The following is a 24,335-nucleotide window of genomic DNA, read 5'->3' as shown; positions in this document are numbered from 1 at the left end:
CCATGGCCCTCGCACCGCCCTTCAACCTGCAAGCCTGGATCGAGGCCCACCGCCACCTGCTCAAGCCGCCGGTGGGCAACAAGTGCGTCGTCGACGGCGACTTCATCGTGATGATCGTGGGCGGCCCCAACGCGCGCACCGACTACCACTGGGAAGAAGGCCCGGAGTTCTTCTACCAGCTCGAAGGCGAGGCGGTGCTGCACGTGCAGGACGAAGGCGTGAAGCGCAGCCTGCCGCTGCACGCCGGCGAGATGTTCTACCTGCCGCCGCGCGTGCCGCATTCACCCGAGCGCATGGCCGGCTCGGTGGGCCTGGTGATCGAGCGCCGCCGCCTGCCGCACGAGAAGGATGGCCTACTCTGGTTCTGCGAGCGCTGCAACCACAAGCTGTACGAGGAATACTTCACGCTGGTCGACATCGAGCACGATTTCCCGCCGGTGTTCGACCGCTACTACGCCTCGCGCGAGGCGCGCACCTGCACGGCTTGCGGGCATCTGAATCCCGCTCCCGCGAAGTACCCGTAGGAGCCCGCTGGCGGGCGATGCTTTATGTTTTGATGCATCAGAGCAGGAGCATCGCCCGCCAGCGGGCTCCTACGGGCGCATGGCGCACCACTTTTCCGCCATGCGCCGCAGCGACGGATCGGCTTGCGGGTTGCGGGCGATTTCGTGCACCGGCTTCCAAGCCAGCGCCAGCGACTCCGCACTGATCGCGTACTCCTCGCTGCCGGTGGCGCGCACCACGTAGCGCACGTCGTAGTGCCAGTGCTCCGGCTCGCTGCCGCGTGCCGGGATGCGGTGGGCGTCAAGGTCGAAGATCGCCGGTTCGACGACGAGATCACGCAAGCCGGATTCTTCTTCCGCTTCGCGCAGCGTCACGCGTGCGAGGTCGCTGTCGCCGTCGGCGTGGCCGCCCAATTGCAACCAGCGGCCCAGCTTGCGGTGATGGGTGAGCAGCACACGCGCGCCATCCGCGCTCACCAGCCAGGCCGAGCCGGTGAAGTGCCCGCTGGTGTGTTCGCGCGCAAACACCGGCGCACCGGTGGCGAGGAAACGCTCGAAGCAGTCGACGACGTCGCCTTCCGCCGGATGCCTCGCGCGATAGTCGTGCAAGGCTGCGGCGAGTGGTGTGAATTCCATGGTCATGACTCGTGGCGAAGGTGGCAGAAATCTCGGCCATTCTAGCTGCGCCGCGTCTTGTCCCACCCTCACCGCTCCGCTATGGTTGGGCGTCTTTCGACTCGTCGCGCCACGCTGGCGCACCACAGAACGAGCGAGGCATCACCCAGGGGATTGCACGCATGCTGTTCAAGCGCATCAAGCCGATCGACCAGATCATCGCCACGGCGGAGAAGAAAAGCCTCACCCGCCAGCTCGGCGCCTTCCAGCTCACCATGCTCGGCATCGGCGCGATCATCGGCACCGGCATCTTCGTGCTTACCGCCGAGGCGGGCCAGAAGGCCGGCCCCGGCATGATGGTGTCCTTCGTGATCGCCGCGGTGGTGTGCGCCTTCGCCGCGCTGGCCTACGCCGAACTCGCCGCGATGGTGCCGGTGGCCGGCTCGGCCTATACCTACACCTACGGTGTGCTCGGCGAGGGCACCGCCTGGGTGGTCGGCTGGGCGCTGGTGCTGGAGTACACCATCGCCGCCAGCACGGTGTGCGTGGGCTGGGCCGGTTACGTCAACGGTTTGCTCAACCATGCCGGCTTCGGCTTGCCACACTACCTTCAAGTAGGGCCGATGGACGGCGGCAGCTTCAACCTGCTGGCCTGCCTGATCGGCCTCGCCGTCACCGGCCTGCTGGTGGTGGGCACCTCGAAGTCGGCCAAGGTCAACACCGTACTGGTGCTCATCAAGATCGTGGCGCTCACCGCCTTCATCTTCGTGGCGCTGCCGGCGGTGAAGGACCCCAACTTCATTCCCTTCGTGCCCAACGGCTGGGGCAGCCCGATGGGCGGCATCGGCGTGCTGGGCGCGGCGGCTTCCATCGTGTTCGCCTACATCGGCTTCGATGCGGTGTCCACCGCCGCGGAGGAAACCAAGAACCCGAACCGCAACATTCCCATTGGCCTGATCGGCTCGCTGGGCGTGTGCACCGTCTATTACCTGCTGGTGAGCTACGGCGCGGTGGGATCGGTGGGCGCGCAGCCGCTGATGGACGCGCACGGCGTGGCCTATGAAGCAGGCACGCCGGCCTTCGCCGAGGCCTGCAAGGGCGCTGCCGAATCGCTGGTGTGCAGCAAGGAGGCGCTGGCCCAGGTGGTGCGTCAGCTTGGTCACAACAACGTGGCCGCCTTCATCGCCTTCGCCGCGAGCATCGCGCTGCCGTCGGTGATCCTCACCATGACCTACGGCCAGACCCGCATCTTCTTCACCATGTCGCGCGACGGCCTCTTGCCGAGCGGCCTGGCCAAGATCCACCCGCGCTTCCACACGCCGCACATCATCACCCTCATCACCGGCGTGTTCGTCTCGCTGTTCGGCGCGCTGTTTCCCGTGGGTATCCTCGCCGACATCACCAATTCGGGCACGCTGTTCGCCTTCATGATGGTGGCACTGGGCGTGCTGATCCTGCGCCGGACGCAACCGGAGCGCGCACGGCCGTTCCGCACGCCGCTGCCGTGGCTGGTGTGCCCACTGGCGGTGCTGGGCTGCCTGCTGCTGTTCCTGAATCTGTCGGAAAAAGCCATCGCCACCTTCTTCGTGTGGGGCGGCATCGGCATCGTGGTGTACTTCGCCTACGGCTACCGCAAGAGCAACCTGGCGCGCGGCATCGACTGAACCACCGGCACGCAAGCCGCTTGCCACACCGCCGGGGCGTCCCCACCGCGCCGGCCTTCTAGTCTGGATGCTCCATGCTCAAGCAATTGCTCGCCCGCAAGACCGCCTTCGCCGGTTCCGAGGAGGCCCACAGCATCGCCCTGAAACGCACGCTGGGCCCCTGGGGGCTCACCGCACTGGGCATCGGCGCGGTGATCGGCGGCGGCATCTTCGTCATCACTGGGCAGGCGGCGGCCGAACACGCGGGACCGGCGATCATCCTGGCCTTCATCATCGCGGCGATCTGCTGCAGCTTCACTGCGCTGTGCTACGCCGAGTTCGCCACGCTGATCCCGATGTCGGGCAGCTCGTATTCCTACGCCTACGCGACGCTGGGCGAGCTGGTGGCCTGGTTCATCGGCTGGAACATGGTGCTGGAGTACGGCGTGTCCGCCTCAGCGGTGGCGGTGAGCTGGACCGGCTATTTCACCAGCCTGCTCGACCACATAGGCATCCACCTGCCCGCCGTGCTCACCAACGCCCCGCTGGCCTATACGGACGGCCACCTCGTGGCCACCGGCGCGTTGCTCAACCTGCCGGCTGTAGCCATCACTCTGGCGCTGACCTGGCTGTGCTATCGCGGCATCCAGGAGTCCAGTGGCGCCAATCTCGCCATGGTGCTGCTCAAGGTCGGCCTGATCGTGGTGGTGATCGTGGCCGGCTGGCGCTACGTCGACCCCGCACTGTGGCATCCCTTCATCCCCGCACAGCAGGGGCCGGAGAAGTTCGGCTGGGCCGGCATCATGCGCGCCTCCACGCTGGTGTTCTTCGCCTACATCGGCTTCGAGGCCACCTCCACCGCCGCGCAGGAAGCGAAGAACCCGCAGCGCGACCTGCCCATCGGCACGCTGGTGTCGCTGGCCGTGTGCACCGTGCTCTACATCGGCATGGCGGCGGTCATCACCGGCCTCATCCCGTTCGACCAACTGGGCACCAGCGAACCGGTGGTCACTGCGGTGAAAGCACATCCCGAACTGGGCTGGCTGCGCTGGCTGGTGGAGGTGGGTGCGCTGATCGGCCTGTCCTCGGTGGTGCTGGTCATGATCATCGCGCAGCCACGCATCTTCATGATCATGGGCCACGACGGCCTGCTGCCGCCGGTGTTCGCCAAGATCCACCCGCGCTACAAGACGCCGCACATCAACACCGTCATCACCGGCCTCGGCATCGCCGCGCTGGCGGCGGTGTTCCCGCTGGATATCCTCGGCGACCTCGTTTCCATGGGCACTCTGATCGCCTTCGTGGCGGTGTGCGCTGGCGTGCTGATCCTGCGCTACACCCATCCCGAATTGCCGCGCACCTTCCGCGTGCCGTGGGCGCCGGTGATCTGCACGCTGGGCGTACTCTGCTGCCTCGGCCTGCTGTACTGGGAGAACTGGTACCAGTGGCTGATGATGGGCGTCTGGACCGCGGTCGGCCTGGTGATTTACATGGGCTACGGCTACCGGCACAGCCGCCTGCGGCAACCCGCGACGCCGGCAGCCTGAGATTCTGGGAGTCGGTGAAAAATCGCCCGTCCGCCGGGCCACCGCGCAGCGCACCCTGCCGGGCTCGCCTGGCGATCGCCCTTGCGACGGCGTCTGAACGCTTCATGGGTCATGGCGCCAACTTGTCACGATAATCCGCAAATTTCGCCGGATTCCATGAATTTTCGCCAAAACGCAAATGCTGACCGATACGGCACCCCTGCGCTCGCGGTGCATGAACCCACCTTGGCACGAAAGCTAAAAAAATCGGCTAATCAACATGTTGCACATGAATTTCCGAAAGTGCTGCCCTTGGGCCTGTCCAGCGGCCGCGCGGGGGGTATGATCCCCAGTCCGAGGGTTGATCACTTGGCAGTGGGCCCCGGATCGCCGCCCGGCGCGTCAGATGGGTAGCTCCTCAGCCTGACGTGCCGGGCCGGCACTTTTCCCGCCTCACCCCTTTACCTTCCCCGCACCGGCCGCGCGCCGCTTGCCGGCTTGCGCTCGCGCGCCACAAAAAAGGCCGACACCAAGTGTCGGCCTCGCGCGGGAAACAGGTGGTTGCCGCGACGCTTACTTTGCCTTCGGCGAGTGCGACACGCACCAACCCTTGGCGTTGACGGATTTGCCCGGGAACAGTGCGCACGGGCCGTAGCCGTTCGCGCCACCCGAATAGAACTGGCAGTTGGCGCAGTTGTCGCCGGCCTTGTGCTTGGGATTCTTGGTCTTGCTGGCGTCTTCGATGTAATCCAGCGCCTTGGCGGTCGGATCGGCATCGGTCACGTGCGGCAGGTCGGCAGCACGCGCAAAGCGCGGCAGGCCACCCAGCACGACAGCCGCCGCCGTGGTGCCGGCAGCCACTTTCAGGAAACGACGGCGTGATGCATTGTTTTCATCTTGCGACATGGGGAACCTCCATCGTGGGTGCACACTCCGCCAAACGTGCCGGCGGGACAGACTGATGCTACGCCCGCCATCGCGGCACACCCGCGAATGGATCGCATTTGCCGGCACCGAGGGCCATCCATGGTGTAAGATCGCCACTTCGTTTGGACGTCCATTCGCATGACCAACCTGCCCGCCACGATTCCCCAGGAACTCTTCGCCGCGCGCGCCGATGCCGTCGCCGACGCCGCACGCGAACTGGCCCTGGCGGGCTGGACGCCCGCCACCAGCAGCAATTTCTCCATGCGTGTGGATGCGCAACACGCGGCCATCACCATCTCCGGGCGCGACAAGGGCAAGCTCGGTCGCGACGACATCATGCTGGTGGATATGCAAGGCCTCGCCGTGGGCAGCGACCACCGTCCCAGCGCCGAAACCGCCTTGCACACCCAGATCTACCGTCGCTGGCCGGAAGCGCAAGCCGTGCTGCACACGCACTCGCGCACACAGAGCGTGGCCTCGCGCTATTTCGCCAAGGCCGGCGAGGTACGCCTTGAAGGCTGGGAGCTGCAGAAGGCCATCGCCGGTCACACCACACACGAGAGCGTGTTCGCCATTCCGGTTTTCCCCAACACCCAGCACATGCCCGAGCTGGTGGCTCGCGTCGACGCTTGGCTGGACGCCGGCAAGCCGCTCGCCGCCTACCTGATCGACGGCCACGGCATCTACACCTGGGGCCGCGACATGAAAGAGGCGCGCCGCCACCTGGAGGCGCTGGAATTTCTGCTCGGCTGCGAACTTGACCTGAGGAAGCTTCCCGCATGAGCCAACTGCGCATCTTCGACGAACATCGCCCCGCAGCGCCGCTCGCCGTGCATGGCGAGCACACCGACATCGCGCGCACGCTTGCCGCCGCCGGCGTGCGCTTCGAGCGCTGGGCCGCCACCGCGCCGGTCGCGCCCGGTGCGAGCCAGGACGCGGTGATCGCCGCCTACCGCACCGACATCGATCGCCTGATGCGCGAGGAAGGCTACCAGTCGGTGGATGTCATCAGCCTCGCACCCGATCATCCCGACCGCGCCGCGCTGCGCCAGAAATTCCTCGCCGAGCACACCCACAGCGAGGACGAGGTGCGCTTCTTCGTGGCCGGCGCCGGCCAGTTCACCCTGCACCTTGGCGACAAGGTCTACGACGTCTTGTGCGAGGCCGGCGACCTGATCGGCGTGCCCGACGGTACCCGGCACTGGTTCGACATGAGCGAGGCACCCTACTTCGTCGCCATCCGCCTGTTCACCAACAAGGACGGCTGGGTTGCCAACTACACCGGCAGCGACATCGCGCAAGGCTTCCCGCGCATGCCGCCGCTGGCCCGCACGGCCTGAACCCGGCGCTTCCGCTGACGCGGACGTGCTGCCAGAATCGCGGGCTCCACCACGGGAGCCTCGCATGGAAATCCGCTTCAAACGCCCACTCAACGTTTCCGGCAACGCCGGCACCCGCCACGCCGGGCTGCTGGTCGTCGGCGTCGTGCTGCTCATGGCAGCGGCATCGAGCATCGTCACCATCGGCCCCGGCAACCGCGGCGTATTGATGACCTTCGGCGCGGTGCACCAGGGCGTGCTGACGCCGGGCCTGCACTTCAAGCTGCCGTTCGTGCAGACGGTGAAGCAGATGAACGTGCAGATCCAGAAGTCGCAGACCAACGAGACGGCCGCCAGCCGCGACCTGCAGAACGTCTCCACCGAGGTCGCGGTGAACTGGGCGATCAACCCGGTCGACGCCGAATGGGTTTACCAGCACCTGGGCGATGAATCCGAGCTCACCAGCAAGGTGATCGCGCCGGTGGTGTCCAATGCAGTGAAGGCGGTCGCCGCCAGGTACAACGCCGAAGATCTGATCGAGAGCCGCGCCAAGGTTGCCGCAGAAATCGAGCAGCAGATCGTCGCGGCCCTGAACCAGTACAAGGTGCAGGTACAGGGCGTGAACATCACCAACTTCCAGTTCAGCCACGTCTACACCGAGGCCATCGAGCAGAAGCAGGTGGCCCAGCAGCGCGCGCTGCAAGCCACCTACGACCTGCAGCGCACCAAGATCCAAGCCGAGCAGGAAGTCGCGCAGGCCGAAGGCCAGGCACAGGCGCAGAAACTGCTGCAGCAAACCATCTCGGCGCAGATCATCCAGCTCAAGGCGGTGGAGAAGTGGAACGGCGTACTGCCGCAGGTGGTCGGCGGCAGCGGCACGCTGCCGATGATCGGCCCGCTCACGCCATCGGCCAAGGCCACAGCCACGGCAGATTGACGTTTGCGCGGGTAGGCTTGCAGCCTTCACGGAACCGGTGAAGCATCCCGCATCGCGCGGAATTTTTCGCCAGCGCATGGCACCCGCTCGCGCGCCCCGCATGGCGGTCGCCGGCGCAGTTGATGTACGCCAGGCCGTCCATGCCTGGGCTGAAAGTACAGAAAAACCACCCACTCTCCCCGGTCGCCACGCCCATGTCCGAAATCCGCGCCATCGTCACTGACATCGAAGGCACCACCAGTTCGATCAGCTTCGTCAAGGACGTGCTGTTTCCCTATGCGCGCAAGCGTCTGCCGGCCTTCGTGGAAACCCATGCCGACCGCCCCGAAGTGCAGCACTGGCTGCACGAGGCCGCGAAGGAAGCCGGCTACATCGAGGCCAGCCGGCAGGAGGTGATCGAACTCTTGCTGCGCTGGATAACCGAAGACCGCAAATCCACCGCGCTCAAGGCGCTGCAGGGCATGATCTGGCGCGAAGGCTACGAAGCCGGCGACTACCGCGCCCACGTCTACCCCGAGGTGGCCGCACGGCTGCGTGCCTGGCGCGCCGACGGGCTGCGCCTGTATGTGTATTCCTCCGGCTCGGTGCCAGCGCAGAAACTGTTCTTCGGCTACAGCGAAGCGGGCGACCTCACGCCGCTGTTCGCCGGCTACTTCGACACCGAAACCGGCCCCAAGCGCGAGCGCGCCTCCTACGAAAAGATCGCTGACGCCATCGGCGAGGCGCCGGCGCATCTGCTGTTTCTCTCCGACATCGTGGAGGAGCTGGATGCGGCACGCGCCGCCGGCTTCCGCACCGGCTGGCTGCTGCGCCCGCCGCTGACGATTCCGGCGCAGGCAACGCATCCCACCTACGCCGATTTCGACGCCATCACGCCCTGAAGCCCCCATGCGCACCCTCCTTGCCGGCCTGCTCGCCTTCGCCGCCGGCGTACTGCTGATGTCCTGGCTCGGTGCCCATGCGCCGCCAGCCAGTCCGGCCACGGCCGCCACGCCAGCCGACGCCGGCAGTGTGGCGGCCAGCCCCGACGGCGGCGACACCGGCAGCGACGACTGGCCCGAGCAGGCACCCACGCCCGAGCAGGTGCTCTACGCCCAGCCGCAGATGCTGCGCGACGCGCTGGCCAAACTCGGCCCGCGCGTACCCGGCAAGCCCAACCTGTACCTCGTCGCCTTCGCCGGCGACGGTGGCGAGGACGTGTTCCACAACGAGGCCGAATACGCCGCCCGGCTGTTCCACCAACGCTTCGGCCCCAGCGCCCATGCGCTGGTGCTGGAGAACAACCCCGCCTCACTCGCCACCCATCCGCTGGCCGACTGGAGCAATCTCGAAGGCGCGCTGGATGGGCTGTCGAAGACGATGCAGCCCGACGACATCCTGCTGCTGTACCTGACCACGCACGGCAGCGAGGATCACACCCTGCTGGTGGACATGGCCCCGCTGCCACTGGACCCGATCGGCGCGCAGGATCTGGCCGGCATCCTCAAGGAACACCCGTTCAAGTGGAAAGTGGTGGTGGTCAACGCCTGCTATGCCGGCGGCTTCATCCCGCCACTCGCCGGCGACGGCACGATGGTGCTCACCGCCGCGCGCGCCGACCGCAGCTCCTTCGGCTGCGGCAGCGAGTCCGCGCTCACCTATTTCGGCCACGCCTGGCTGGTGGATGCCTTGAACCGCAGCGACAACCTCGTCGATGCATTCGCCCAGGCCAGGAGCGAGATCGCGCAGTGGGAGCAAAAGGACAAGCTCACGCCCTCGGAACCGCAGGACTACGTCGGCAAGGGCATCCAGAGGCAACTGGCGGCCTGGCGCAAGGGCATCACCGTCGGCCCGGCCGTACCGTTCGCGCCGCCGGCGCCTGCCGCTTCCGGCAGCACGGCCAGCGGCTCGCCGTGAATCAGCGCGCCGCGTGGCGCGCCCGCAGCACGCTGGCCACGTCGGCCAACGACAAGCCCCGGTCGCGCAGCAGCACGGTGAGATGGAACATCAGGTCGGCCGCCTCGCCCAGCAGCTCCTGCTCGCCCTGCGCCACGGCGGCGAGCGCGGTTTCCACGCCCTCCTCGCCCACCTTCTGCGCGATGCGACGCGTGCCGCTCTCGAACAGCTTGGTGGTGTAGCTGCCCTGCGGGCGCTGCCCGTGGCGCTGCGCCACCAGCGCATCGAGTTCGGCAAGGAAGCCCAGCGGCGGGCGCGCGCCCTCGCCAAAGCAGCTGGACGTACCCAGGTGGCAGGTCGGCCCTTGCGGATCGGCCTGCACCAGCAAGGTGTCTGCATCGCAATCGACACGCAGGGATTTCAGCGCCAGCATGTGGCCCGAGCTTTCGCCCTTCATCCACAGCCGCTGCTTGCTGCGGCTCCAGAACGTCACCTTGCCGCTGGCCCGCGTGGCGGCCAGCGCCTCGGCGTTCATGTAGCCCAGCATCAGCACCTCGCCGGTCAGCCAATGCTGCACGATGGCAGGCACGAGGCCGTGGCCCTTGGCAAAGTCGAGGCGGGAGAGTGCGTCGTCGTGCATGTCGTCGTCCTGGTTCACGGCCGCACCGCCACGCCCTGACTCGCCAGGTAGCGTTTGAGCGCGGGGATGGAAATAGCGCCGGAATGGAACACGCTGGCGGCCAGCGCGCCGTCCACGTCGGCGTCGGCAAAGGCATCGCGGAAATGTTCGGGCGCACCAGCACCACCGGAGGCGATCAAGGGCACCTGGCAGACCGCGCGCACGGCCTTGAGCTGCTCGATGTCGTAACCCTGCCGCACGCCGTCGCTACCCATGCAGTTGAGCACGATCTCGCCGGCGCCGCGCCGCTGCGCCTCGACCACCCAGTCCAGCGTACGCATGCGCAACGCGCGGGTTTTCGACGGATCGCCGGTGTATTGGCGCACGCGCCACTGCCCGTCCTCGTCACGCAGCGAATCCACGCCCACCACCACGCACTGCACGCCAAAGGCGGCGGCCAGCTCGGCGATCAGTTCGGGGCGTTCCAGCGCGGGCGAATTCACCGACACCTTGTCGGCACCCGCATGCAGCACGGCGCGCGCGTCGTCCACGCTGCGGATGCCACCGGCCACGCAGAACGGAATGTCGATGACGCGGGCGACCTGCTCCACCCAGCGGCGATCCACACTGCGTCCTTCCGGGCTGGCGGTGATGTCGTAGAACACCAGCTCGTCCGCACCTTCGTCACGATAGCGCAGGGCAAGGTCGACGATGCCACCCATCGCCACATGGTCGCGAAAACGCACGCCCTTGACCACTTGGCCGTTGCGCACGTCGAGGCAGGGAATGAGGCGGCGGCTCAGCATGCCCCGATCTCCTTCCTCGCACAGAGTGTCACGCTGTTTACACCCGCTCCCCCGGCGAATGTCGGGGGAGCGGGTTGGGGTGAGGGGGCGCGCTTTGGGTCTGTATCGACGAAAGCCCTCCTCACCCAAGCCCTCTCCCCCAAGCGGCGTTTGGGGGAGATGGCTTCATTCATGGCGCGGATCAGCATGCCAGCGCCTCCTGCACGGTGAAGCGGCCTTCCAGCAGGGCGCGCCCAAGGATCACGCCTTGCGCCCCAGCCTCACGCGCCGCACGGATGTCGTCCAGCGAACGCACGCCACCGGAGGCCTGCACCGCGAGCTGCGGCACGCTGTTGGCGAGATGGCGGTAGAGGTCGAGGTTGCAGCCGGCCAGCATGCCATCGCGTTCGATGTCGGTGCACAGGAGATGGCGCGCGCCTTGCCCGGCATACCACGGCGCGAGTTCGTCCAGCGTGCGCGTTTCGCTTGCCGTCCAGCCGGCGCTGGGCAGCGTCCAACGACCATCAACGCGGCGCGTATCGAGCGCGAGCGTGAGCCGTGCGGCGCCATAGCCACGCAGCCAGCCGGCCACGCGTTCGGGATCGCGGATCGCCACGCTGCCCAGCACCACGCGGGTCACGCCGGCATCGAACAGGCGCTGCAGATCCGCTTGCTCGCGCACGCCACCGCCAGCCTGCAACTGCATGCCGTCCCCGGCGATGGCCTCGATCACCGCGAAATTGTCGAGTCGTCCCGCGCGTGCGCCGTCGAGATCGACCAGGTGCAGCCAGCGTGCGCCAGCCTCGGCGTAGCGTCGCGCCAAGGCGCGCGGATCGTCCGAATACACCGTCTGCTGCGCATAGTCGCCCTGTTTGAGGCGCACCACGCGGCCTTCGCGCAGATCGATGGCGGGTATCACGGTGAACGTCATAGTTCGAGAAAGTTCTTGAGGAGCTTCGCGCCGACGGCGGCGGAGCGCTCGGGGTGGAATTGCATGCCGTGGAAATTGCCCTGCGCGATGGCGGCGGAAAACGGCTCGCCGTAGTCCGCCGTGAGCAGCGTCCACTCGCCAACCGGCACCGCGTAGCTGTGCACGAAATAGGCCTGTTCGCCTTCGACCAGGCCACTCAGCAACGGATGCCCGCGCCGCGCCATCAAGCTATTCCAGCCCATGTGCGGCACGCGCAGGCCCGGGCGTTCGACGAAGCGGCGCACCGGCGCGGGGATGACGCCGAGGCAGTCCACCGCGCCCTCCTCCGAATGCGCACACAGCAATTGCATGCCCAGGCACACGCCCAGCACCGGCTGGGTCAGGGCACGCAAGAGCTCGACCAGGCCCAGTTCGCGCAGCCGCGCCATGCCCGGCCCCGCCGCGCCCACGCCGGGCAGGATCACCCTGTCGGCGGCGCGGATCGTGGCGGCATCGGACGTCAGCGCCGCCTCCGCGCCCAGCCGCTGCAGCGCGTAGCGCACTGAACCGATATTGGTGCCACCGGCGTCGACCAGCACCACGGCCATTACAGCGCGCCCTTGGTGCTGGGCAGTTCGTCGCCCTCGCGGCGGATCGCCTGCCGCAGCGTGCGCGCCACCACCTTGAAGCAGGCTTCCACCATGTGGTGCGTGTTCTCGCCGCGCACCGCAAGATGCAGGTTCGCGCCCAGCGTCTCGCACAGCGAGCGGAAGAAGTGCGGCACCATTTCCACCGACAGCTCGCCCACGCGCGGCGCCGGAAAGTGGCCTGCGAACACGAAATACGGGCGGCCCGAAAGATCCAGCCGCGCCTCGGCCGCGCTCTCGTCCATCGGCAACGCGAAGCCGTAGCGGGCGATGCCGCGCTTGTCGCCCAGTGCCTGTTTCAAGGACTGCCCCAACGCCAGCGCGCAGTCCTCCACCGTGTGGTGTTCGTCGATGTGCGTGTCGCCGTCGCAAGACAGCTCCAGCGCGAAACCGCCGTGCTTGCCGAGCTGCTCCAGCATGTGGTCGAAGAACCCGATGCCGGTGTGCACGCGCGGCTCGGCCACGCGGTCGAGATCGACTTGCACCGTGATGCGGGTTTCCTTGGTGTTGCGCTCCACGCGGGCGTGGCGCGGCGCATCCAGCACCTGATGCGCCAGCTCGCCCCAGGCCACGCCCTGCGGCCCCACGTGCAGGCCGCGCACGCCGAGGTTGGCGGCAAACTGCAGGTCGCTCTCGCGGTCGCCGACCATGAGCGAGGACGCTCGGCTCCAGCCGTCGTCGGCGAGGTAATGGCGCAGCATGCCAATGCCGGGTTTGCGCGTGTCCTTGCCTTCGTGCGGGAAGCTGCGGTCGATCAGCACCTCGCGAAAGCCGATGCCCTGCGAGGCCAGGATACGCAGCAGGAGCTCGTGCGGCCCGGTGAATCGCGCCTCGGGAAAACTCGCCGTGCCCAGGCCATCCTGGTTGGTGACCATCACCAGCTCGTAGCCGGCGGCGACGAAACCTTGCAGGGCGGCGATCACGCCGGGCAGCAGTGCCAGTTTCTCGTAGCTGTCGATCTGCTCGTCGGCCGGCTCCTCGATCAGACAGCCGTCGCGATCCACGAACAGGATCTTCCTGCCGGCATTCATGTCGCCGATCCCTCGGCAGCACCCAGGCCGCCCATGGCCGATCGGTTGCCGGACGCCCGTCCCTCGGCGACACCCCGGTCATCCGTGGCCGGACTTCTCATCAAGGCGGCAAGCACGCTGTCGTTCTCCGGCGGCGCCCCCACCGTGATGCGCAAGGCGTCGCCCAGGCCCGGGTAGCGGCGCACGTCGCGCACCACGATGCCGGCATCGAGCAGGCGGCGGTAAACAGCGCCGGCGTCGTCGAAACGCACCGTTAAAAAATTGGCCTGCGAAGGCAGCACTTCGCGCACGCCGGGCAAGCTCATCAACGCGGTACGCAGGCGCGCGCGTTCGTCGCAGATCCGCTCGACATGGCTGCGCGCATTGGCCCGCCCCCAGCCGGACAGCGCCAACAAGGCTGCCTCCACGCAGGGCCGCGGCAAGGGATACGGCGGCATGATCCGGCGCAGCAAGGCGATCACCTCCGGATGCGCCAGCAGGCAGCCGATGCGCGCGCCGGCCAGCGCCCAGGCTTTCGACAACGTGCGCAGCACGGCGAGGTGCTCGTAGTCGTCCAGGAGATCGGCCACGCTGTCCACGCCGGAGAACTCGACGTAGGCCTCATCCACCACCAGCACGGCGCGACCGTCCAGCGCCTGCGCCAGCCGTTCGATGTCGGCGCGCGGCACCAGCCGGCCGGTCGGATTGTTCGGCGTGCAGACGAAGACCAGTTTCACCGCGGCCGTGACCGCCGCCAGGATCGCCTCCACGTCCAGCGTGAAATCGGCGCGCAACGGCACCTCGATCACCGCCGCATCCTGGATGCGCGCGCACACCGCATACATGCCGAAGGTCGGCGGTTGCACCAGAATCGCGTCGCGGCCCGCATGGCAGAACGCACGCACCAGCAGGTCGATGGCCTCGTCGCTGCCGCGTCCCACCAGCAGCTGTTCGCGACGCACGCCATACAGGCGCGCGAGCACATCGAGCAACGCGGCGGGCTGCGGTTCGGGATAGCGGTTGCAGCCCAGGCCATGGTCGCCGGTGGGTGGCCAGGCGGATTCGTTGGCGTTGAGCATCAGCTCGCCGCCGCCGGCCTCCATGCGCGCGGAGGAATACGGCTGCATGGCGCGGATCTCCGCGCGGGCCAGATCGAGCACGCTCATGCGATTTGCTCCAGCGCGGCGAGGCGCAACGTCACCGCGCGACGATGTGCTTCCAGTTGCTCGGCGGCGGCCAACGTGGCGGTGCATGGGCCGATGGCGCGCAGGCCGTCGGCGGACAGCTCCTGCACCGCGATCTGCTTCTGGAAACTCGCCACCGACACGCCGCTGTAACTGCGCGCATGGCCATAGGTGGGCAGCACGTGGTTGCTGCCGCTGCAGTAGTCGCCCACCGATTCGGGCGCCCAGGCGCCAAGGAAGACCGAACCGGCGCTTTCGATGTCGTCCAGCAGGGCACGCGGCGCAGCCACCTGCACGATCAGGTGCTCGGGCGCGTAACGGTTGCTCACCGCCACCGCCTGCGCCAGCGAGGCGACCCGGATCAGCCGGCTCTGCGCCAGCGCCTGTCGTGCGATGTCGGCACGGGGCAGTTCGGCGCATTGCCGCTCGACCTCGGCGGCGGCGCGGTCGATCAAGGCGTCCGAGTCGCTGAGCAGGATCACCTGTGAGTCCGGGCCGTGCTCGGCCTGCGACAGCAGGTCGGCCGCCACGAACACAGGATCGGCCTGCGCATCGGCGATCACCAGCACCTCGGATGGCCCGGCCGGCATGTCGATGGCCGCACCATCGGGATCGGCCGACACCTGCAGCTTGGCTTCGGTGACCCAGGCGTTGCCGGGGCCGAACAGCTTGTCGCAGGCCGGCACGCTCTCGCTGCCATACGCCATCGCCGCGATTGCCTGCGCGCCGCCCAGCTTGAACACCCGGTGCACGCCGGTGAGCCGCGCGGTGTACAGCACCGCCGCGTCGCAGCGGCCATCGGCGCGCGCCGGCGAGCACAGCACCACCTCTGGGCAGCCGGCGATGCGCGCCGGCACGCCAAGCATCAGCGCGGTGGATGGCAGCGGCGCCGTGCCGGCGGGCACGTACAGGCCCACGCGACGGATCGGCCGCAGCATGCGTTCCACCCGCACGCCGGGCGCGGTTTCCACCGCCACCGGCTGCGGCGCAGCGGCGCGATGGAAGGCCTCGATGCGTGCGGCGGCCTCACGGATCGCCGCCTTCAGCGCCGGCTCCAGCGCGGCCTCGGCCTGCGCAAATTCGTCGTCGGTGGCTTCCAGCGCGACCAGCGTGCAGCGATCGTATTGCGCGCTCAGTTCGCGCAGCGCGGCGTCACCGCGCGCGCGCACCGTGGCCACGATGCCGGCCACGCCCTCGCGCAATTCGTGGCTGCGCGATGGCGATGGCCGCGCCAACGCAGCGCGACGCCCGGCTTCATCCAGCGCATCCCAGTCCAGACGTTTCATGCGAACCGACCTTTCATGCAAGCCATGCCTTTCGTTTCAACCCTGCTTTTCATGCCAGCATTTTCTCCACCGGCAGCACGAACATCTCGCGCGCGCCGGCCTTCTTGATCTCCTCCAACTGGCGCCAGCTCACCTCGCCCGCGCACAGCGCCTGCAACATCAACTGATCGGGCTGACCGGCCACCGGCAGCAAGGTCGGTTGCGGGCCGCCGGGCAGCAGCCGGGTGATGCCGTCCAGCGCGGCGCGCGAGGCTTGCAGCAGCAAGAGACGCGATTCGCGCACCTGGATCACGCCATCGATGCGCTTGAGCAGCAGCTCGATCAGGTCACCACGCTCGTCGGCGGGCAACTCGCGCGGGCCCGCCAGCACCGCCTCGCTCTCCAGCAGCACATCGGCCTCGCGCAGCTGGTTGGCCACCAGCGTGCCGCCGCTTTGCACCAGGTCGCAGATGGCATCGGCGGTGCCCAACTTGGGCGCGATCTCCACCGAGCCGGCCAGGGTCACCACGCCGGCATCGACCCCGCGCTCGCGCAGCCAGGCGCCGAGCAGGCCCGGATAGGAGGTGGCGATGCGCCGACCGGCCAGTTGCGCGGCGTCGCGGTAATCCATCTCTTGCGGCACCGCGATGGAAAGCCGGCAACGGCCGAAGCCCAGCGGGCGCAGCTCGCCGGGAGCCGCCACAGCAGGGCCGGCGCCCAGGCAAAACTCGTCCAGCACGTTGCGCCCCACGATGCCTAGCTCGCACACACCCTGCGCGATCAGGCCGGGGATGTCGTCGTCGCGCACCAGCAGCAGATCCACCGGCTCGCCTTCGCCGAAGCAGAACAGCTTGTCGCGGCTCTGCCGAAAGGTGAGCCCGCAGCGCTTGAGAAGTTCCAGCGCCGGCTCGGTGAGCCGGCCGGATTTCTGCATGGCGATGCGCAGCCGGTCGCGTGTCTTCATGCCTTTTTCCTCGCGACCTGCGCCTGCCGGCGCGCCGCACGAACGGCGGCGGCGAGGTAGCCGCCGTTGCCCTGGTTGAGATAGCGCGCCACGCGCCCGATGGTGGTGATGCTGACCGCGGTGCGCTCGTGGATCTCGCGGTACGGCAGGCCGTCCAGCAGCAGCGGCACCACGCGCCAGCGATCCACCATCACCTCCAGCTCGGCCGGCGTGCACAGGTCGCCGAGGAAGGCGGCCATTTCCTCCGCGTTCTTCAACGACAGCAGCGCCTCGTACAGGCTCTGCGCGGCAGCGCCAACGGCCGCATCATCGGACAGTCTTCGCTTCATAATGTGATAACGCGTTAATACGATGGATCGCAGCATAACGCCTTTGCTGCGCCGCCGCAAGCACATGATCGCCCGTTGTGTCATTCGTCCGCACATGAAGGTCAACCCTATTTGTAGTGTTGACGAATCGACAAATGCCCAATATGTTGTGTCGGTCGGTATCCCGGTCGCTTGCGGCGGCCGGGTTGAAAAGGGAATCCGGTGGAAATCCGGAACTGCCCCGCAGCGGTAAGCGGAAACGAAATGCCTCACAGGCACTGGGCGGCAACGCCCGGGAAGCGAGGCAAAGTAGGTGGATCAGGCACGCGTCTGGCCCGTGTCCGCGAAGTCCGAAGACCTGCCGACACGCCGGATCGCCGGTCGATGCCGTACCACGGCGCGGCCGATACGCCCGGTGCGGGTGACCGCTTCCGCGGGGGAGCGCGTCGCGTATCGGGCGCCCTGCCCGGTCGCACGCGTTCCCTCCGAAGCCGAACCCTCTTGGCCCTGCGCGCGGGAGCAGGCAACTCGTCAAGAAGCCGCCTCACGGCTTCCCTTCGGGGAGCGCATATGTTCCATCTCAAACCAACACTGCTTCGCACGCGCACTGACGCGTGCGGTCATGTCGCCGCGCCGCATCAGGCCGCCGTCCGACCACCAGGCTGACGCCACCCTTCACCCGAATCCGACTCCGCTGGCGCGCCGCCATGGCACGCCAGTCTCGCCTGCCTGTGCTTCAAAGGAGGACACCCCTCATGCTGGAAACCATCATCAAGCGCGACGGCCGCGTCGAGCCGTTCACTCCGTCCAAGCTCAACCAGTGGGGCGAATGGGCCGCACAAACCCTGGGCGACGCGGTGGACTGGCCTTCGGTGGTGCTCGAAGCCGTCGCCGGACTGTCCGGTACCTCGAACACGCGCGAACTGCAGCAACAGCTCATCAAGACCTGCCTGCACTTCGACACCTGGTCGTACAACCGCATGGCGGGGCGGCTCTACGCCACGTTGATCCGCAAGGACCTCTACGGCCGCGACCGCCCCAGCGTGCTGGCGCTGCATCGCAGGCTGCAGCAGCTCGGCTACATGGAGGCACTGGATTACTCCGCGGCGGAATACGCCGAAGTCGAGCGCCTCATCGACCACGAGCGCGACTTCGCCTACGCGCACTACCAGTTGCACACCCACCTCACCAAGTACGCCATTGCCGACCGCGTCAACGGCGTGTATTTCGAGACTCCGCAGTTCATCTACATGCGCATGGCGATGGCGCTGGCGGTGGACCAGCCGCGCGCGCGCCGCATGCACGACGTGGAGCGCTTCTACGAACACCTGTCGCTGAACCGCATCAACGCGCCCACGCCCAACCACGTCAACCTGGGCACGCCGCTGCGCGGCTATGCCAGCTGCTGCCTGTACACCACCGGCGACAACGCACGCTCCATCGCGGTGGGCAACCACATCGCCAACACCATGACCTACATGTCCGCCGGCATCGGCGCGCACATGCAGACGCGCTCGCTGAACGACCCGGTGCGCGGCGGCGTAATCCGCCACCAGGGCAAGCTGCCGTATTACCGCGCGCTGGTGGCCGAGGTGAAATCCAACCTGCAGAACGGCCGTGGCGGCGCCTGCACCAGCTACTTCCCGATCTTCGACCCGGAGGTGGACGCGCTGCTGCGGCTGAAGAACCCGATGTCCACCGCCGATCGGAAGATACGCGGCATGGACTACTCCTGGGGCGGCAACCGCTTCTTTGCGCGCAAGGTGGCGTTGAACGAGGACGTGTTCCTGTTCAACTGCTACACCGCGCCCGACCTGCAGGAGGCGCTGTACAGCGGCGACGAAACGCGTTTCGAGGCGCTGTACGCGAAGTACGAGGCGGACACGGGCTTCAGGAAAACCTACGTCAACGCACGCGAGCTGCTCATCACCGCCAGCAACGAATGGAACGAAACCGGGCGCATCTACGAGCACAACATCACCGAGATGAACCGGCACACGCCGTTCAAGGACACCATCTACAGCTCCAACCTATGCTCGGAAATCGCGCTGCCCACGGCGCCGTACAACCACATCCTCGAACTGTATGCGGGGCGCGACATCTCCTTCGTGACCTTCGAGACGGAGGCCGGCGACACGCGCCGCATCGAGGGCGGCGCGCGCATCACCACCGCGCGCGGTGCGCTGTGGCCGGAGGACCTCGCCGTGGGCGACGTGGTCGACGGCGTCCGCGTCGCGCGCATCGTTCAGCGTTCCGCGCCCGAGGTGGCCACCTGCAACCTGGCCGGCATCTGCGTGGACAACATCGACTCGGAGGAACAGTACGCCGAAGTGGCCTATTACGCGCTGCTCATGATCGACAAGTGCATCCACCTTGCGCACTACGAGCTGCCGCAGGTGGGCGTGACCTCGCGCAAGCGGCTGAATGCGGGCGTGGGCATCCTCGGCCTGGCTCACCTGATGGCGAAAAATCGCCAGCGCTACACCTCGGCCGAGGGCAAGGCCTTCATCCACGCCGTGGCCGAACGGCACTACTACCACCTCCTGCGCGCCAGCCTGCGGCTGGGCCAGGAACTGGGCAATGCGCCGTGGATGCACAAGACGCGCTGGCCCGAGGGCTGGCTGCCGCTGGACACCTGCAACCGCCACGTCGACACGCTGGGCGACTTCCGCCTGCACTACGACTGGGAGGCGCTGCGCGCGCAGATCAAGGCCAACGGCGGCATCCGCAACTCGGTACTGGTGGCGCACATGCCCACCGAAACCAGCGCCAACGCCTCGGGCACCACCAACGGGCTCTACCCCGTGCGCGAGCTCACCCTCATCAAGACCGACAACCACCGCGTGAACTACTGGGCCGCGCCCGAAGGCGACGCCCTGGGCGAGTGGTACCAGTCAGCCTGGGACATCCCCGCCCGCGACCTCACCGAGATGTACGCCATCGTGCAGAAGTGGACCGATCAGGGCATCTCGGCCGACTTCTACCGCCGCGTGATCGGCGACGACTGCATCGAATCCACCGAGATGATCGAGAACTACCTCTACCGCGTGAAGCTGGGGCTGAAGTCCAAGTACTACATGAACCAGAAAACCTCCAACGGCATGCAGGAGGTCGCGGCAAGCACCGCGACCAGCGCCGCCGACGAGAAGGACAGCGATTGCGAGGCATGCACTTTGTGAAGCCGTGGCGGCTTCGACCCATCCGTGCGGACGAAGCCGCTCCCGCAACAACAGCCACCACCGCACACACCGCCACGAGAACGCCATGACCGACAACATTTTCAACTACGCCAAGACCGACTACGCCAAGCCCTCGCTGTTCCTGGGCCAGAAGCCTGGCCTGTTCGACACCATCAACCGCCACTACCCCGACATCTGGCGCCTGTACAAGGCACAGAAATCGCTGGACTGGGACGAGAACGAGTTCGACTACTCCTCCTGCAACGCCGACTTCAAATCCTGCTCGCGCGCCACCTGGGAAATGATGATCAAGACCCTGGCCTGGCAATGGGAGGCCGACAGCGTGGCCTCGCGCGCCATCGCCCCGGTGTTGGCGCCTTTCATCACCTCCAGCGAACTGTGGGCCTGCTGGCAACGCATCTCCGACAACGAGGTGATCCACGCCGCCACCTATTCGGAGATCGTGCGCAACTCCTTCGACGATCCCGGGGCCATCATCGAGGAGATCCTGCGCGTGGAGCAGGCGCACGCGCGGCTGGAGCGCGTGGCCAAGGCCTTCGGCGAGGGTTATCGCGCCTCGCACCAGTATGCGCTGGGCCTGCTGCCCAACGACCAGGCCACCTACAACACTGTGTTCATGACGGTGGTGGCGCTGTTCTGCATGGAGCGCATCCAGTTCATGGCGAGCTTCGCCGTCACCTTCGCCATCTGCGACACCGGGCTGTTCCAGCCCATCGGCAAGGCGATCCAGAAAATTGCCCAGGACGAGCTGGAAATCCACGCCGAACTGGATCGCGCCGTGCTGGCCAACGAGCTCGCCACCGAGCGCGGCCAGCGCGCCTTCCGCGAATGCCGAGACGCGATCGAGGCGCTGATCGAGGAAGTGGTGGACAGCGAACTCACCTGGATCGCCTACCTGTTCGACGAGGGCCGCGAGCTGGTCGGCATGAACCCCGAGCGCCTGTCGGCATGGACGCTGTACTGCGCCAAGGACGTCTACCAGACGCTGGGCCTGACCACCACGAAATACGCCCTGCCCGGCGCCAATCCGCTCAAGTACATGGAGAAGTGGCTGAACATCTCCAAGACCCAGGCCTCGCCGCAGGAACAGGACATCGCCGCCTACAAGGTAGGCGTGATGCGCCGCACCGACAAGCACCTGATCTTCGACGCCGACTTCTGAAGGAACCCGCCATGCAAGTCATCATCTACGGCCGCGACCACTGCACGAACTGCGACAAGAGCAAGCTCTTGTGTCAGATGAAATCCATCGCCTTCCAGTACCACGCTGTTGGCAGCGATATCACGGTGGACGAGCTGCACGGCAAGATCGGCCACCGCGCCACCAGCCTGCCGCAGATCTTCCTGGCCGAAGGCGACGCGATCCGCTACCTGGGCGGCTACGACGAGTTGCGCAGCACCTTGCAGCGCATGCATTGAGCGGCAGGCGCCATCAAGCAAAAAACCCGCCGAGGCGGGTTTTTTGTTGGCCGGAACCAGCACGAAGGAATCAGGCCGACTTCTTCTTCGGCGCGGCCTTCTTGGCGACAGCCGGCTTGGTCACGGTGGCCTTGACGCCGACCACGGCCGGCTGCACGGCGTGCGCGCGGGTGTTGCCGTAGCTGCCGCGATAGGTCTTGCCGCGACGGGTCTTGCGATCGCCCTTGCCCATGGAAATTTCCTCAGAATGCGTGATGGCTGGTCATGATAGCAGCGCCGCGGCCACGGACAAACCATGGCCGGCACCCGTCAGGCATGACCATGCCCGGCGCAGCCCGAGGGTTCGTCCTGGCACTCGCCCGGATCCACCTGCACCGTGGCATGGTGGATCGCGAAGCGCTCACGCAGCACACGGTTGATGGCGCGCAAGGCCTGCGCCGCTCCCGCCGGATCGCGCAGATCCGCATGCAAGGTGGCCATGCGCGAGCCGGAGGCCAGCTGCCATACATGCAGGTGGTGGATGCCGCAGATCGCCGGATCGGCTCCGCGCAGCGCGTCCTCCACGGCGGCCGTATCGAGGCCTTCAGGCACACCTTCGAGCAGGATGTGCGCACTGCGGCGCAGCAGTCGCCAGGCGCTCGCCAGGATCAGCACGACCACCAGCAGCGACAGCAGCGGGTCGGCCCACAACCAGCCGAAGGCATGGATCGCCAGCGCCGCCAGCACAGCCGCCACCGAACCCAGGAGATCACCCAGCACATGCAGGCTGGCGCCGGCCAGGTTCACGTCGTCATGCGCGTGGCCATGCAGGTGGCGCAGCACCAGCACATTCACCAGCAGGCCGACGGCGGCCACGGCCAGCATCAATCCGGAGCGGATGGGTTCTGGCTGCAGCAAGCGCTGCGTCGCCTCATACGCCACCCAGCCAACCAGCACGAACTGGCTGAGCGCATTGACGAAACCCACCAGCACTTCCATGCGGCCGTAACCGTAGCTGCGCCGGGCGTCGGCCGGAAGCGCGGCAAGCCGGGCGCCGTAGTACGCCATCAGCAAAGCCAGTGCATCCACCAGCATGTGGCCGCCATCGGTGAGCAGCGCCAGCGAGCCCGACCACAGGCCGCCCACGACCTCGGCCAGCATGGTGATCGTGGTGAGCAGGAACGCCACGAACAGCTTGCGCCCGCGCGGGTCTGCTGGCGCGTGCTCGTGCGGCGCGTAGCCGTGGCCGGCGTGCTCGTGAAGGTGGTGCTCGTGGGCTGCGCTCATGCGCGCATGCTAGGAAGCCGGCACAGGGTTACACAATCACCGATCAATGCGCGCACTGCACGCCGTGCACATGCGCGCTGCCACGCCGGCGATCGATGTAGAGATTCATGAAATGCGCCGAGGCGACCAGCAGGCCGCCGCAGGTCACCAGCAGGCTATGCAGTATCAGGATGTCCTGACGATCCACCAGCGCGATGCCGACGACGAGCAGCAACAAGCCGGGCACTGCCAGGAACAGCGGCAAGGCACGACGATGGCGCCGATAGCCAATCACCAGCGCCACCAGCGCCAGTACCACGGCAAACATCACGAAGCCGCGCTCGAAGCCGTGGCTGGCCAGGAAACCCAGCCCCAGCAGCGGCAGCAGTGTCAGCACGAAGGGCAGCAAGGCGCAGTGGATGGCGCACAGGAAGGAGGCCGTGGCCCCCACCCGGTCGGCCAGGTGCCACCAACGGCCGGCTCGAACCGGCACGCTCCCACCCGCCGCGCTCGAAAGCGCGACGGCTCGCAGCCTGCTGTCGCCGGGAGCGCAGCGTTCGATGCTTTCCATGGTGCTATGTTATTTTATAACAAACCAGCAGGCAAGCCGGCACGACGGCGGCCCCAGCAGGCGGGCGATTTTTTACAGGATCTCAGCCCTTGTGGCAGCGCTTGCACACGCCGTGCACTTCCAGCGTCTGCGCCTGCGCGTGAAAACCCATGGCCTTGGCCTGCGCCTCGATCAGTTCGGCCACGCGCTCGTCGCAGACTTCCTCGGCGCCGGCGCAGACATCGCAGATCAGGAACGGCACCTGGTGCGCCTCGCCGGGGTGGTGGCAGGAGACGAAGGCGTTGACGGATTCCAGCTTGTGGATGAAGCCCTGCTCCAGCAGGAAATCCAGCGCGCGGTACACCGTGGGTGGCGCGGCGTTGCCGTGCTTGTCGCGCAGTTGGTCGAGCAGGTCATAGGCTTTCGTCGGCTTGGTGGCGGCAGCCACCAGCTCCAGCACTTCCATGCGCAAGGGGGTCAGGCGCAGACCGCGCGCCTCGCTGACATGGGCCACCTCGCGCACGAAGGCCTTGGCGTCGTGGCGATGGTGGTGCGCATGCGGCTTGACGGCGTCCTGACTCATGGCCGCGATGATAGCGCAGGCGTTCAGCGCCGCAGCGGCGGCGGCAGCTTGCGGGGTGCGCGCAGCAACAGCACGACCCAGCCGATCGGCCCCAGTACCCAGGCCCAGGCCACGCCTTCCCAGAAGCGTCCGCGCCACCAGCCCAGCAGCGCGCCCACCGCCACGAACAACAGGTTCCACCAGAACAGCGCGCGCCAGGGCACCATCGCCCAGAGGTTGGCGTAGAGCTTCCAGACGGCGCCGGGAGCGTCCGGATCGACGCCGTGCATGGCGCGGGCGAGCAGTTCGTCCACTGCCGCCC

27 protein-coding genes and 1 riboswitch are annotated in these 24,335 nt (G+C 67.2%); of the genes, 11 read left to right on the top strand and 16 right to left on the bottom strand.

Annotated elements, in window-relative coordinates:
* The first annotated feature begins 2 nt into the window (after nucleotides 1-2).
* Entirely contained in the window at nucleotides 3-524 is a 522-nt protein-coding gene (locus AC3WQA_RS16955) for a 3-hydroxyanthranilate 3,4-dioxygenase (RefSeq protein ID WP_492676204.1), read from the top strand.
* Between the two features lie 69 nt (nucleotides 525-593).
* Here the strand turns inward: AC3WQA_RS16955 and AC3WQA_RS16950 are convergent, their stop codons facing one another.
* Nucleotides 594-1,145, bottom strand: coding sequence for an NUDIX hydrolase (locus AC3WQA_RS16950; protein ID WP_492676203.1), 552 nt, complete (start codon nucleotides 1,143-1,145; stop codon nucleotides 594-596).
* Between the two features lie 155 nt (nucleotides 1,146-1,300).
* On the opposite strand from AC3WQA_RS16950, the gene AC3WQA_RS16945 reads away from it, so the two are divergent.
* Nucleotides 1,301-2,782 (top strand): amino acid permease, encoded by a 1,482-nt coding sequence (locus tag AC3WQA_RS16945; RefSeq protein WP_492676202.1) that lies wholly within the window; start codon nucleotides 1,301-1,303, stop codon nucleotides 2,780-2,782.
* A 74-nt stretch (nucleotides 2,783-2,856) separates the two neighbouring features.
* On the top strand, nucleotides 2,857-4,308 hold the full coding sequence (locus tag AC3WQA_RS16940) for an amino acid permease (RefSeq protein ID WP_492676201.1): 1,452 nt from the start codon (nucleotides 2,857-2,859) through the stop codon (nucleotides 4,306-4,308).
* A 552-nt stretch (nucleotides 4,309-4,860) separates the two neighbouring features.
* Here the strand turns inward: AC3WQA_RS16940 and AC3WQA_RS16935 are convergent.
* Nucleotides 4,861-5,193: a high-potential iron-sulfur protein gene (locus AC3WQA_RS16935; protein WP_492676200.1), complete on the bottom strand. Its 333-nt coding sequence runs from the start codon at nucleotides 5,191-5,193 to the stop codon at nucleotides 4,861-4,863.
* Nucleotides 5,194-5,352: 159 nt separating this feature from the next.
* Between AC3WQA_RS16935 and AC3WQA_RS16930 the strand changes: the two genes are divergently transcribed.
* The 5 genes from AC3WQA_RS16930 to AC3WQA_RS16910 all read left to right on the top strand — a co-directional run bounded on the left by AC3WQA_RS16930 (nucleotide 5,353) and on the right by AC3WQA_RS16910 (nucleotide 9,366).
* Entirely contained in the window at nucleotides 5,353-5,997 is a 645-nt protein-coding gene (locus tag AC3WQA_RS16930) for a methylthioribulose 1-phosphate dehydratase (protein ID WP_492676199.1), read from the top strand.
* Nucleotides 5,994-6,554: a 1,2-dihydroxy-3-keto-5-methylthiopentene dioxygenase gene (locus tag AC3WQA_RS16925; protein ID WP_492676198.1), complete on the top strand. Its 561-nt coding sequence runs from the start codon at nucleotides 5,994-5,996 to the stop codon at nucleotides 6,552-6,554. Before AC3WQA_RS16930 ends, AC3WQA_RS16925 begins: the two co-directional genes overlap by 4 nt.
* A 64-nt stretch (nucleotides 6,555-6,618) precedes the next feature.
* Nucleotides 6,619-7,470: a prohibitin family protein gene (locus tag AC3WQA_RS16920; protein WP_492676197.1), complete on the top strand. Its 852-nt coding sequence runs from the start codon at nucleotides 6,619-6,621 to the stop codon at nucleotides 7,468-7,470.
* Between the two features lie 194 nt (nucleotides 7,471-7,664).
* A complete protein-coding gene (mtnC, locus tag AC3WQA_RS16915; RefSeq protein WP_492676196.1) occupies nucleotides 7,665-8,351 on the top strand; it encodes an acireductone synthase in 687 nt (228 codons plus the stop codon).
* A gap of 7 nt (nucleotides 8,352-8,358) precedes the next feature.
* Entirely contained in the window at nucleotides 8,359-9,366 is a 1,008-nt protein-coding gene (locus tag AC3WQA_RS16910; RefSeq protein ID WP_492676195.1) for a C13 family peptidase, read from the top strand.
* A gap of 1 nt (nucleotide 9,367) precedes the next feature.
* Here the strand turns inward: AC3WQA_RS16910 and hisIE are convergent, their stop codons facing one another.
* From hisIE to AC3WQA_RS16865, 9 genes are all read right to left on the bottom strand, one after another.
* Nucleotides 9,368-9,985: a bifunctional phosphoribosyl-AMP cyclohydrolase/phosphoribosyl-ATP diphosphatase HisIE gene (hisIE, locus tag AC3WQA_RS16905; RefSeq protein WP_492676386.1), complete on the bottom strand. Its 618-nt coding sequence runs from the start codon at nucleotides 9,983-9,985 to the stop codon at nucleotides 9,368-9,370.
* A gap of 14 nt (nucleotides 9,986-9,999) precedes the next feature.
* Nucleotides 10,000-10,770, bottom strand: coding sequence for an imidazole glycerol phosphate synthase subunit HisF (gene hisF, locus AC3WQA_RS16900; RefSeq protein ID WP_492676194.1), 771 nt, complete (start codon nucleotides 10,768-10,770; stop codon nucleotides 10,000-10,002).
* A gap of 181 nt (nucleotides 10,771-10,951) precedes the next feature.
* The gene (gene hisA, locus AC3WQA_RS16895) at nucleotides 10,952-11,680 is read right to left on the bottom strand and encodes a 1-(5-phosphoribosyl)-5-[(5-phosphoribosylamino)methylideneamino]imidazole-4-carboxamide isomerase (RefSeq protein WP_492676193.1); all 729 of its coding nucleotides are present in this window, start codon (nucleotides 11,678-11,680) and stop codon (nucleotides 10,952-10,954) included.
* A complete protein-coding gene (gene hisH, locus AC3WQA_RS16890) occupies nucleotides 11,677-12,267 on the bottom strand; it encodes an imidazole glycerol phosphate synthase subunit HisH (protein WP_492676192.1) in 591 nt (196 codons plus the stop codon). The genes hisA and hisH overlap by 4 nt, the downstream gene beginning before the upstream one ends.
* Nucleotides 12,267-13,337 carry a bifunctional histidinol-phosphatase/imidazoleglycerol-phosphate dehydratase HisB gene (gene hisB, locus AC3WQA_RS16885; RefSeq protein WP_492676191.1) on the bottom strand — a complete coding sequence of 357 codons (1,071 nt, stop codon included), beginning with the start codon at nucleotides 13,335-13,337 and terminating at the stop codon, nucleotides 12,267-12,269. The genes hisH and hisB overlap by 1 nt, the downstream gene beginning before the upstream one ends.
* Entirely contained in the window at nucleotides 13,334-14,482 is a 1,149-nt protein-coding gene (gene hisC / locus AC3WQA_RS16880) for a histidinol-phosphate transaminase (RefSeq protein ID WP_492676190.1), read from the bottom strand. The genes hisB and hisC overlap by 4 nt, the downstream gene beginning before the upstream one ends.
* A complete protein-coding gene (gene hisD, locus AC3WQA_RS16875; protein ID WP_492676189.1) occupies nucleotides 14,479-15,786 on the bottom strand; it encodes a histidinol dehydrogenase in 1,308 nt (435 codons plus the stop codon). The genes hisC and hisD overlap by 4 nt, the downstream gene beginning before the upstream one ends.
* Nucleotides 15,787-15,835: 49 nt before the next feature.
* Nucleotides 15,836-16,729: an ATP phosphoribosyltransferase gene (gene hisG / locus AC3WQA_RS16870; RefSeq protein WP_492676188.1), complete on the bottom strand. Its 894-nt coding sequence runs from the start codon at nucleotides 16,727-16,729 to the stop codon at nucleotides 15,836-15,838.
* Nucleotides 16,726-17,058 (bottom strand): YerC/YecD family TrpR-related protein, encoded by a 333-nt coding sequence (locus tag AC3WQA_RS16865; RefSeq protein ID WP_492676187.1) that lies wholly within the window; start codon nucleotides 17,056-17,058, stop codon nucleotides 16,726-16,728. Before AC3WQA_RS16865 ends, hisG begins: the two co-directional genes overlap by 4 nt.
* A 139-nt stretch (nucleotides 17,059-17,197) precedes the next feature.
* A riboswitch (cobalamin riboswitch) is annotated at nucleotides 17,198-17,417 on the top strand.
* Nucleotides 17,418-17,792: 375 nt separating this feature from the next.
* Between AC3WQA_RS16865 and AC3WQA_RS16860 the strand changes: the two genes are divergently transcribed.
* From AC3WQA_RS16860 to AC3WQA_RS16850, 3 genes are all read left to right on the top strand, one after another.
* Nucleotides 17,793-20,216 carry a ribonucleoside-diphosphate reductase subunit alpha gene (locus AC3WQA_RS16860; RefSeq protein ID WP_492676186.1) on the top strand — a complete coding sequence of 808 codons (2,424 nt, stop codon included), beginning with the start codon at nucleotides 17,793-17,795 and terminating at the stop codon, nucleotides 20,214-20,216.
* Nucleotides 20,217-20,301: 85 nt separating this feature from the next.
* Entirely contained in the window at nucleotides 20,302-21,399 is a 1,098-nt protein-coding gene (locus AC3WQA_RS16855; RefSeq protein WP_492676185.1) for a ribonucleotide-diphosphate reductase subunit beta, read from the top strand.
* An 11-nt stretch (nucleotides 21,400-21,410) separates the two neighbouring features.
* Nucleotides 21,411-21,656, top strand: a complete 246-nt coding sequence (locus AC3WQA_RS16850; protein ID WP_492676184.1) for a thioredoxin domain-containing protein — start codon at nucleotides 21,411-21,413, stop codon at nucleotides 21,654-21,656.
* A gap of 70 nt (nucleotides 21,657-21,726) precedes the next feature.
* On the opposite strand, the gene AC3WQA_RS16845 is transcribed toward AC3WQA_RS16850, so the two are convergent.
* From AC3WQA_RS16845 to AC3WQA_RS16825, 5 genes are all read right to left on the bottom strand, one after another.
* Entirely contained in the window at nucleotides 21,727-21,888 is a 162-nt protein-coding gene (locus AC3WQA_RS16845) for a 30S ribosomal protein THX (RefSeq protein ID WP_492676183.1), read from the bottom strand.
* Nucleotides 21,889-21,965: 77 nt separating this feature from the next.
* Nucleotides 21,966-22,922 (bottom strand): cation diffusion facilitator family transporter, encoded by a 957-nt coding sequence (locus AC3WQA_RS16840; protein ID WP_492676182.1) that lies wholly within the window; start codon nucleotides 22,920-22,922, stop codon nucleotides 21,966-21,968.
* A 43-nt stretch (nucleotides 22,923-22,965) separates the two neighbouring features.
* Complete coding sequence (locus AC3WQA_RS16835; protein WP_492676181.1) at nucleotides 22,966-23,394, bottom strand: MerC domain-containing protein; 429 nt, start codon at nucleotides 23,392-23,394, stop codon at nucleotides 22,966-22,968.
* 160 nt (nucleotides 23,395-23,554) lie between these two features.
* Entirely contained in the window at nucleotides 23,555-24,034 is a 480-nt protein-coding gene (locus AC3WQA_RS16830; RefSeq protein WP_492676180.1) for a transcriptional repressor, read from the bottom strand.
* Nucleotides 24,035-24,057: 23 nt separating this feature from the next.
* Entirely contained in the window at nucleotides 24,058-24,327 is a 270-nt protein-coding gene (locus AC3WQA_RS16825; RefSeq protein WP_492676179.1) for a hypothetical protein, read from the bottom strand.
* Nucleotides 24,328-24,335: the final 8 nt, after the last annotated feature.

The sequence above is a fragment of the Rhodanobacter sp. FW106-PBR-R2A-2-24 genome (genome assembly GCF_058789615.1).
Note: the sequence above shows the minus strand (reverse complement) of the source record. Positions and strands in the feature narration are given on the sequence as shown.

Excerpts from the sequence above, each read along its gene's own strand:
- AC3WQA_RS16955 (WP_492676204.1), top strand. The coding sequence starts at position 3 with ATGGCCCTCGCACCGCCCTTCAACCTGCAAGCCTGGATCGAGGCCCAC.
- AC3WQA_RS16950 (WP_492676203.1), bottom strand. The coding sequence starts at position 1,145 with ATGACCATGGAATTCACACCACTCGCCGCAGCCTTGCACGACTATCGC.
- AC3WQA_RS16945 (WP_492676202.1), top strand. The coding sequence starts at position 1,301 with ATGCTGTTCAAGCGCATCAAGCCGATCGACCAGATCATCGCCACGGCG.
- AC3WQA_RS16940 (WP_492676201.1), top strand. The coding sequence starts at position 2,857 with ATGCTCAAGCAATTGCTCGCCCGCAAGACCGCCTTCGCCGGTTCCGAG.
- AC3WQA_RS16935 (WP_492676200.1), bottom strand. The coding sequence starts at position 5,193 with ATGTCGCAAGATGAAAACAATGCATCACGCCGTCGTTTCCTGAAAGTG.
- AC3WQA_RS16930 (WP_492676199.1), top strand. The coding sequence starts at position 5,353 with ATGACCAACCTGCCCGCCACGATTCCCCAGGAACTCTTCGCCGCGCGC.
- AC3WQA_RS16925 (WP_492676198.1), top strand. The coding sequence starts at position 5,994 with ATGAGCCAACTGCGCATCTTCGACGAACATCGCCCCGCAGCGCCGCTC.
- AC3WQA_RS16920 (WP_492676197.1), top strand. The coding sequence starts at position 6,619 with ATGGAAATCCGCTTCAAACGCCCACTCAACGTTTCCGGCAACGCCGGC.
- mtnC (WP_492676196.1), top strand. The coding sequence starts at position 7,665 with ATGTCCGAAATCCGCGCCATCGTCACTGACATCGAAGGCACCACCAGT.
- AC3WQA_RS16910 (WP_492676195.1), top strand. The coding sequence starts at position 8,359 with ATGCGCACCCTCCTTGCCGGCCTGCTCGCCTTCGCCGCCGGCGTACTG.
- hisIE (WP_492676386.1), bottom strand. The coding sequence starts at position 9,985 with ATGCACGACGACGCACTCTCCCGCCTCGACTTTGCCAAGGGCCACGGC.
- hisF (WP_492676194.1), bottom strand. The coding sequence starts at position 10,770 with ATGCTGAGCCGCCGCCTCATTCCCTGCCTCGACGTGCGCAACGGCCAA.
- hisA (WP_492676193.1), bottom strand. The coding sequence starts at position 11,680 with ATGACGTTCACCGTGATACCCGCCATCGATCTGCGCGAAGGCCGCGTG.
- hisH (WP_492676192.1), bottom strand. The coding sequence starts at position 12,267 with ATGGCCGTGGTGCTGGTCGACGCCGGTGGCACCAATATCGGTTCAGTG.
- hisB (WP_492676191.1), bottom strand. The coding sequence starts at position 13,337 with ATGAATGCCGGCAGGAAGATCCTGTTCGTGGATCGCGACGGCTGTCTG.
- hisC (WP_492676190.1), bottom strand. The coding sequence starts at position 14,482 with ATGAGCGTGCTCGATCTGGCCCGCGCGGAGATCCGCGCCATGCAGCCG.
- hisD (WP_492676189.1), bottom strand. The coding sequence starts at position 15,786 with ATGAAACGTCTGGACTGGGATGCGCTGGATGAAGCCGGGCGTCGCGCT.
- hisG (WP_492676188.1), bottom strand. The coding sequence starts at position 16,729 with ATGAAGACACGCGACCGGCTGCGCATCGCCATGCAGAAATCCGGCCGG.
- AC3WQA_RS16865 (WP_492676187.1), bottom strand. The coding sequence starts at position 17,058 with ATGAAGCGAAGACTGTCCGATGATGCGGCCGTTGGCGCTGCCGCGCAG.
- AC3WQA_RS16860 (WP_492676186.1), top strand. The coding sequence starts at position 17,793 with ATGCTGGAAACCATCATCAAGCGCGACGGCCGCGTCGAGCCGTTCACT.
- AC3WQA_RS16855 (WP_492676185.1), top strand. The coding sequence starts at position 20,302 with ATGACCGACAACATTTTCAACTACGCCAAGACCGACTACGCCAAGCCC.
- AC3WQA_RS16850 (WP_492676184.1), top strand. The coding sequence starts at position 21,411 with ATGCAAGTCATCATCTACGGCCGCGACCACTGCACGAACTGCGACAAG.
- AC3WQA_RS16845 (WP_492676183.1), bottom strand. The coding sequence starts at position 21,888 with ATGGGCAAGGGCGATCGCAAGACCCGTCGCGGCAAGACCTATCGCGGC.
- AC3WQA_RS16840 (WP_492676182.1), bottom strand. The coding sequence starts at position 22,922 with ATGAGCGCAGCCCACGAGCACCACCTTCACGAGCACGCCGGCCACGGC.
- AC3WQA_RS16830 (WP_492676180.1), bottom strand. The coding sequence starts at position 24,034 with ATGAGTCAGGACGCCGTCAAGCCGCATGCGCACCACCATCGCCACGAC.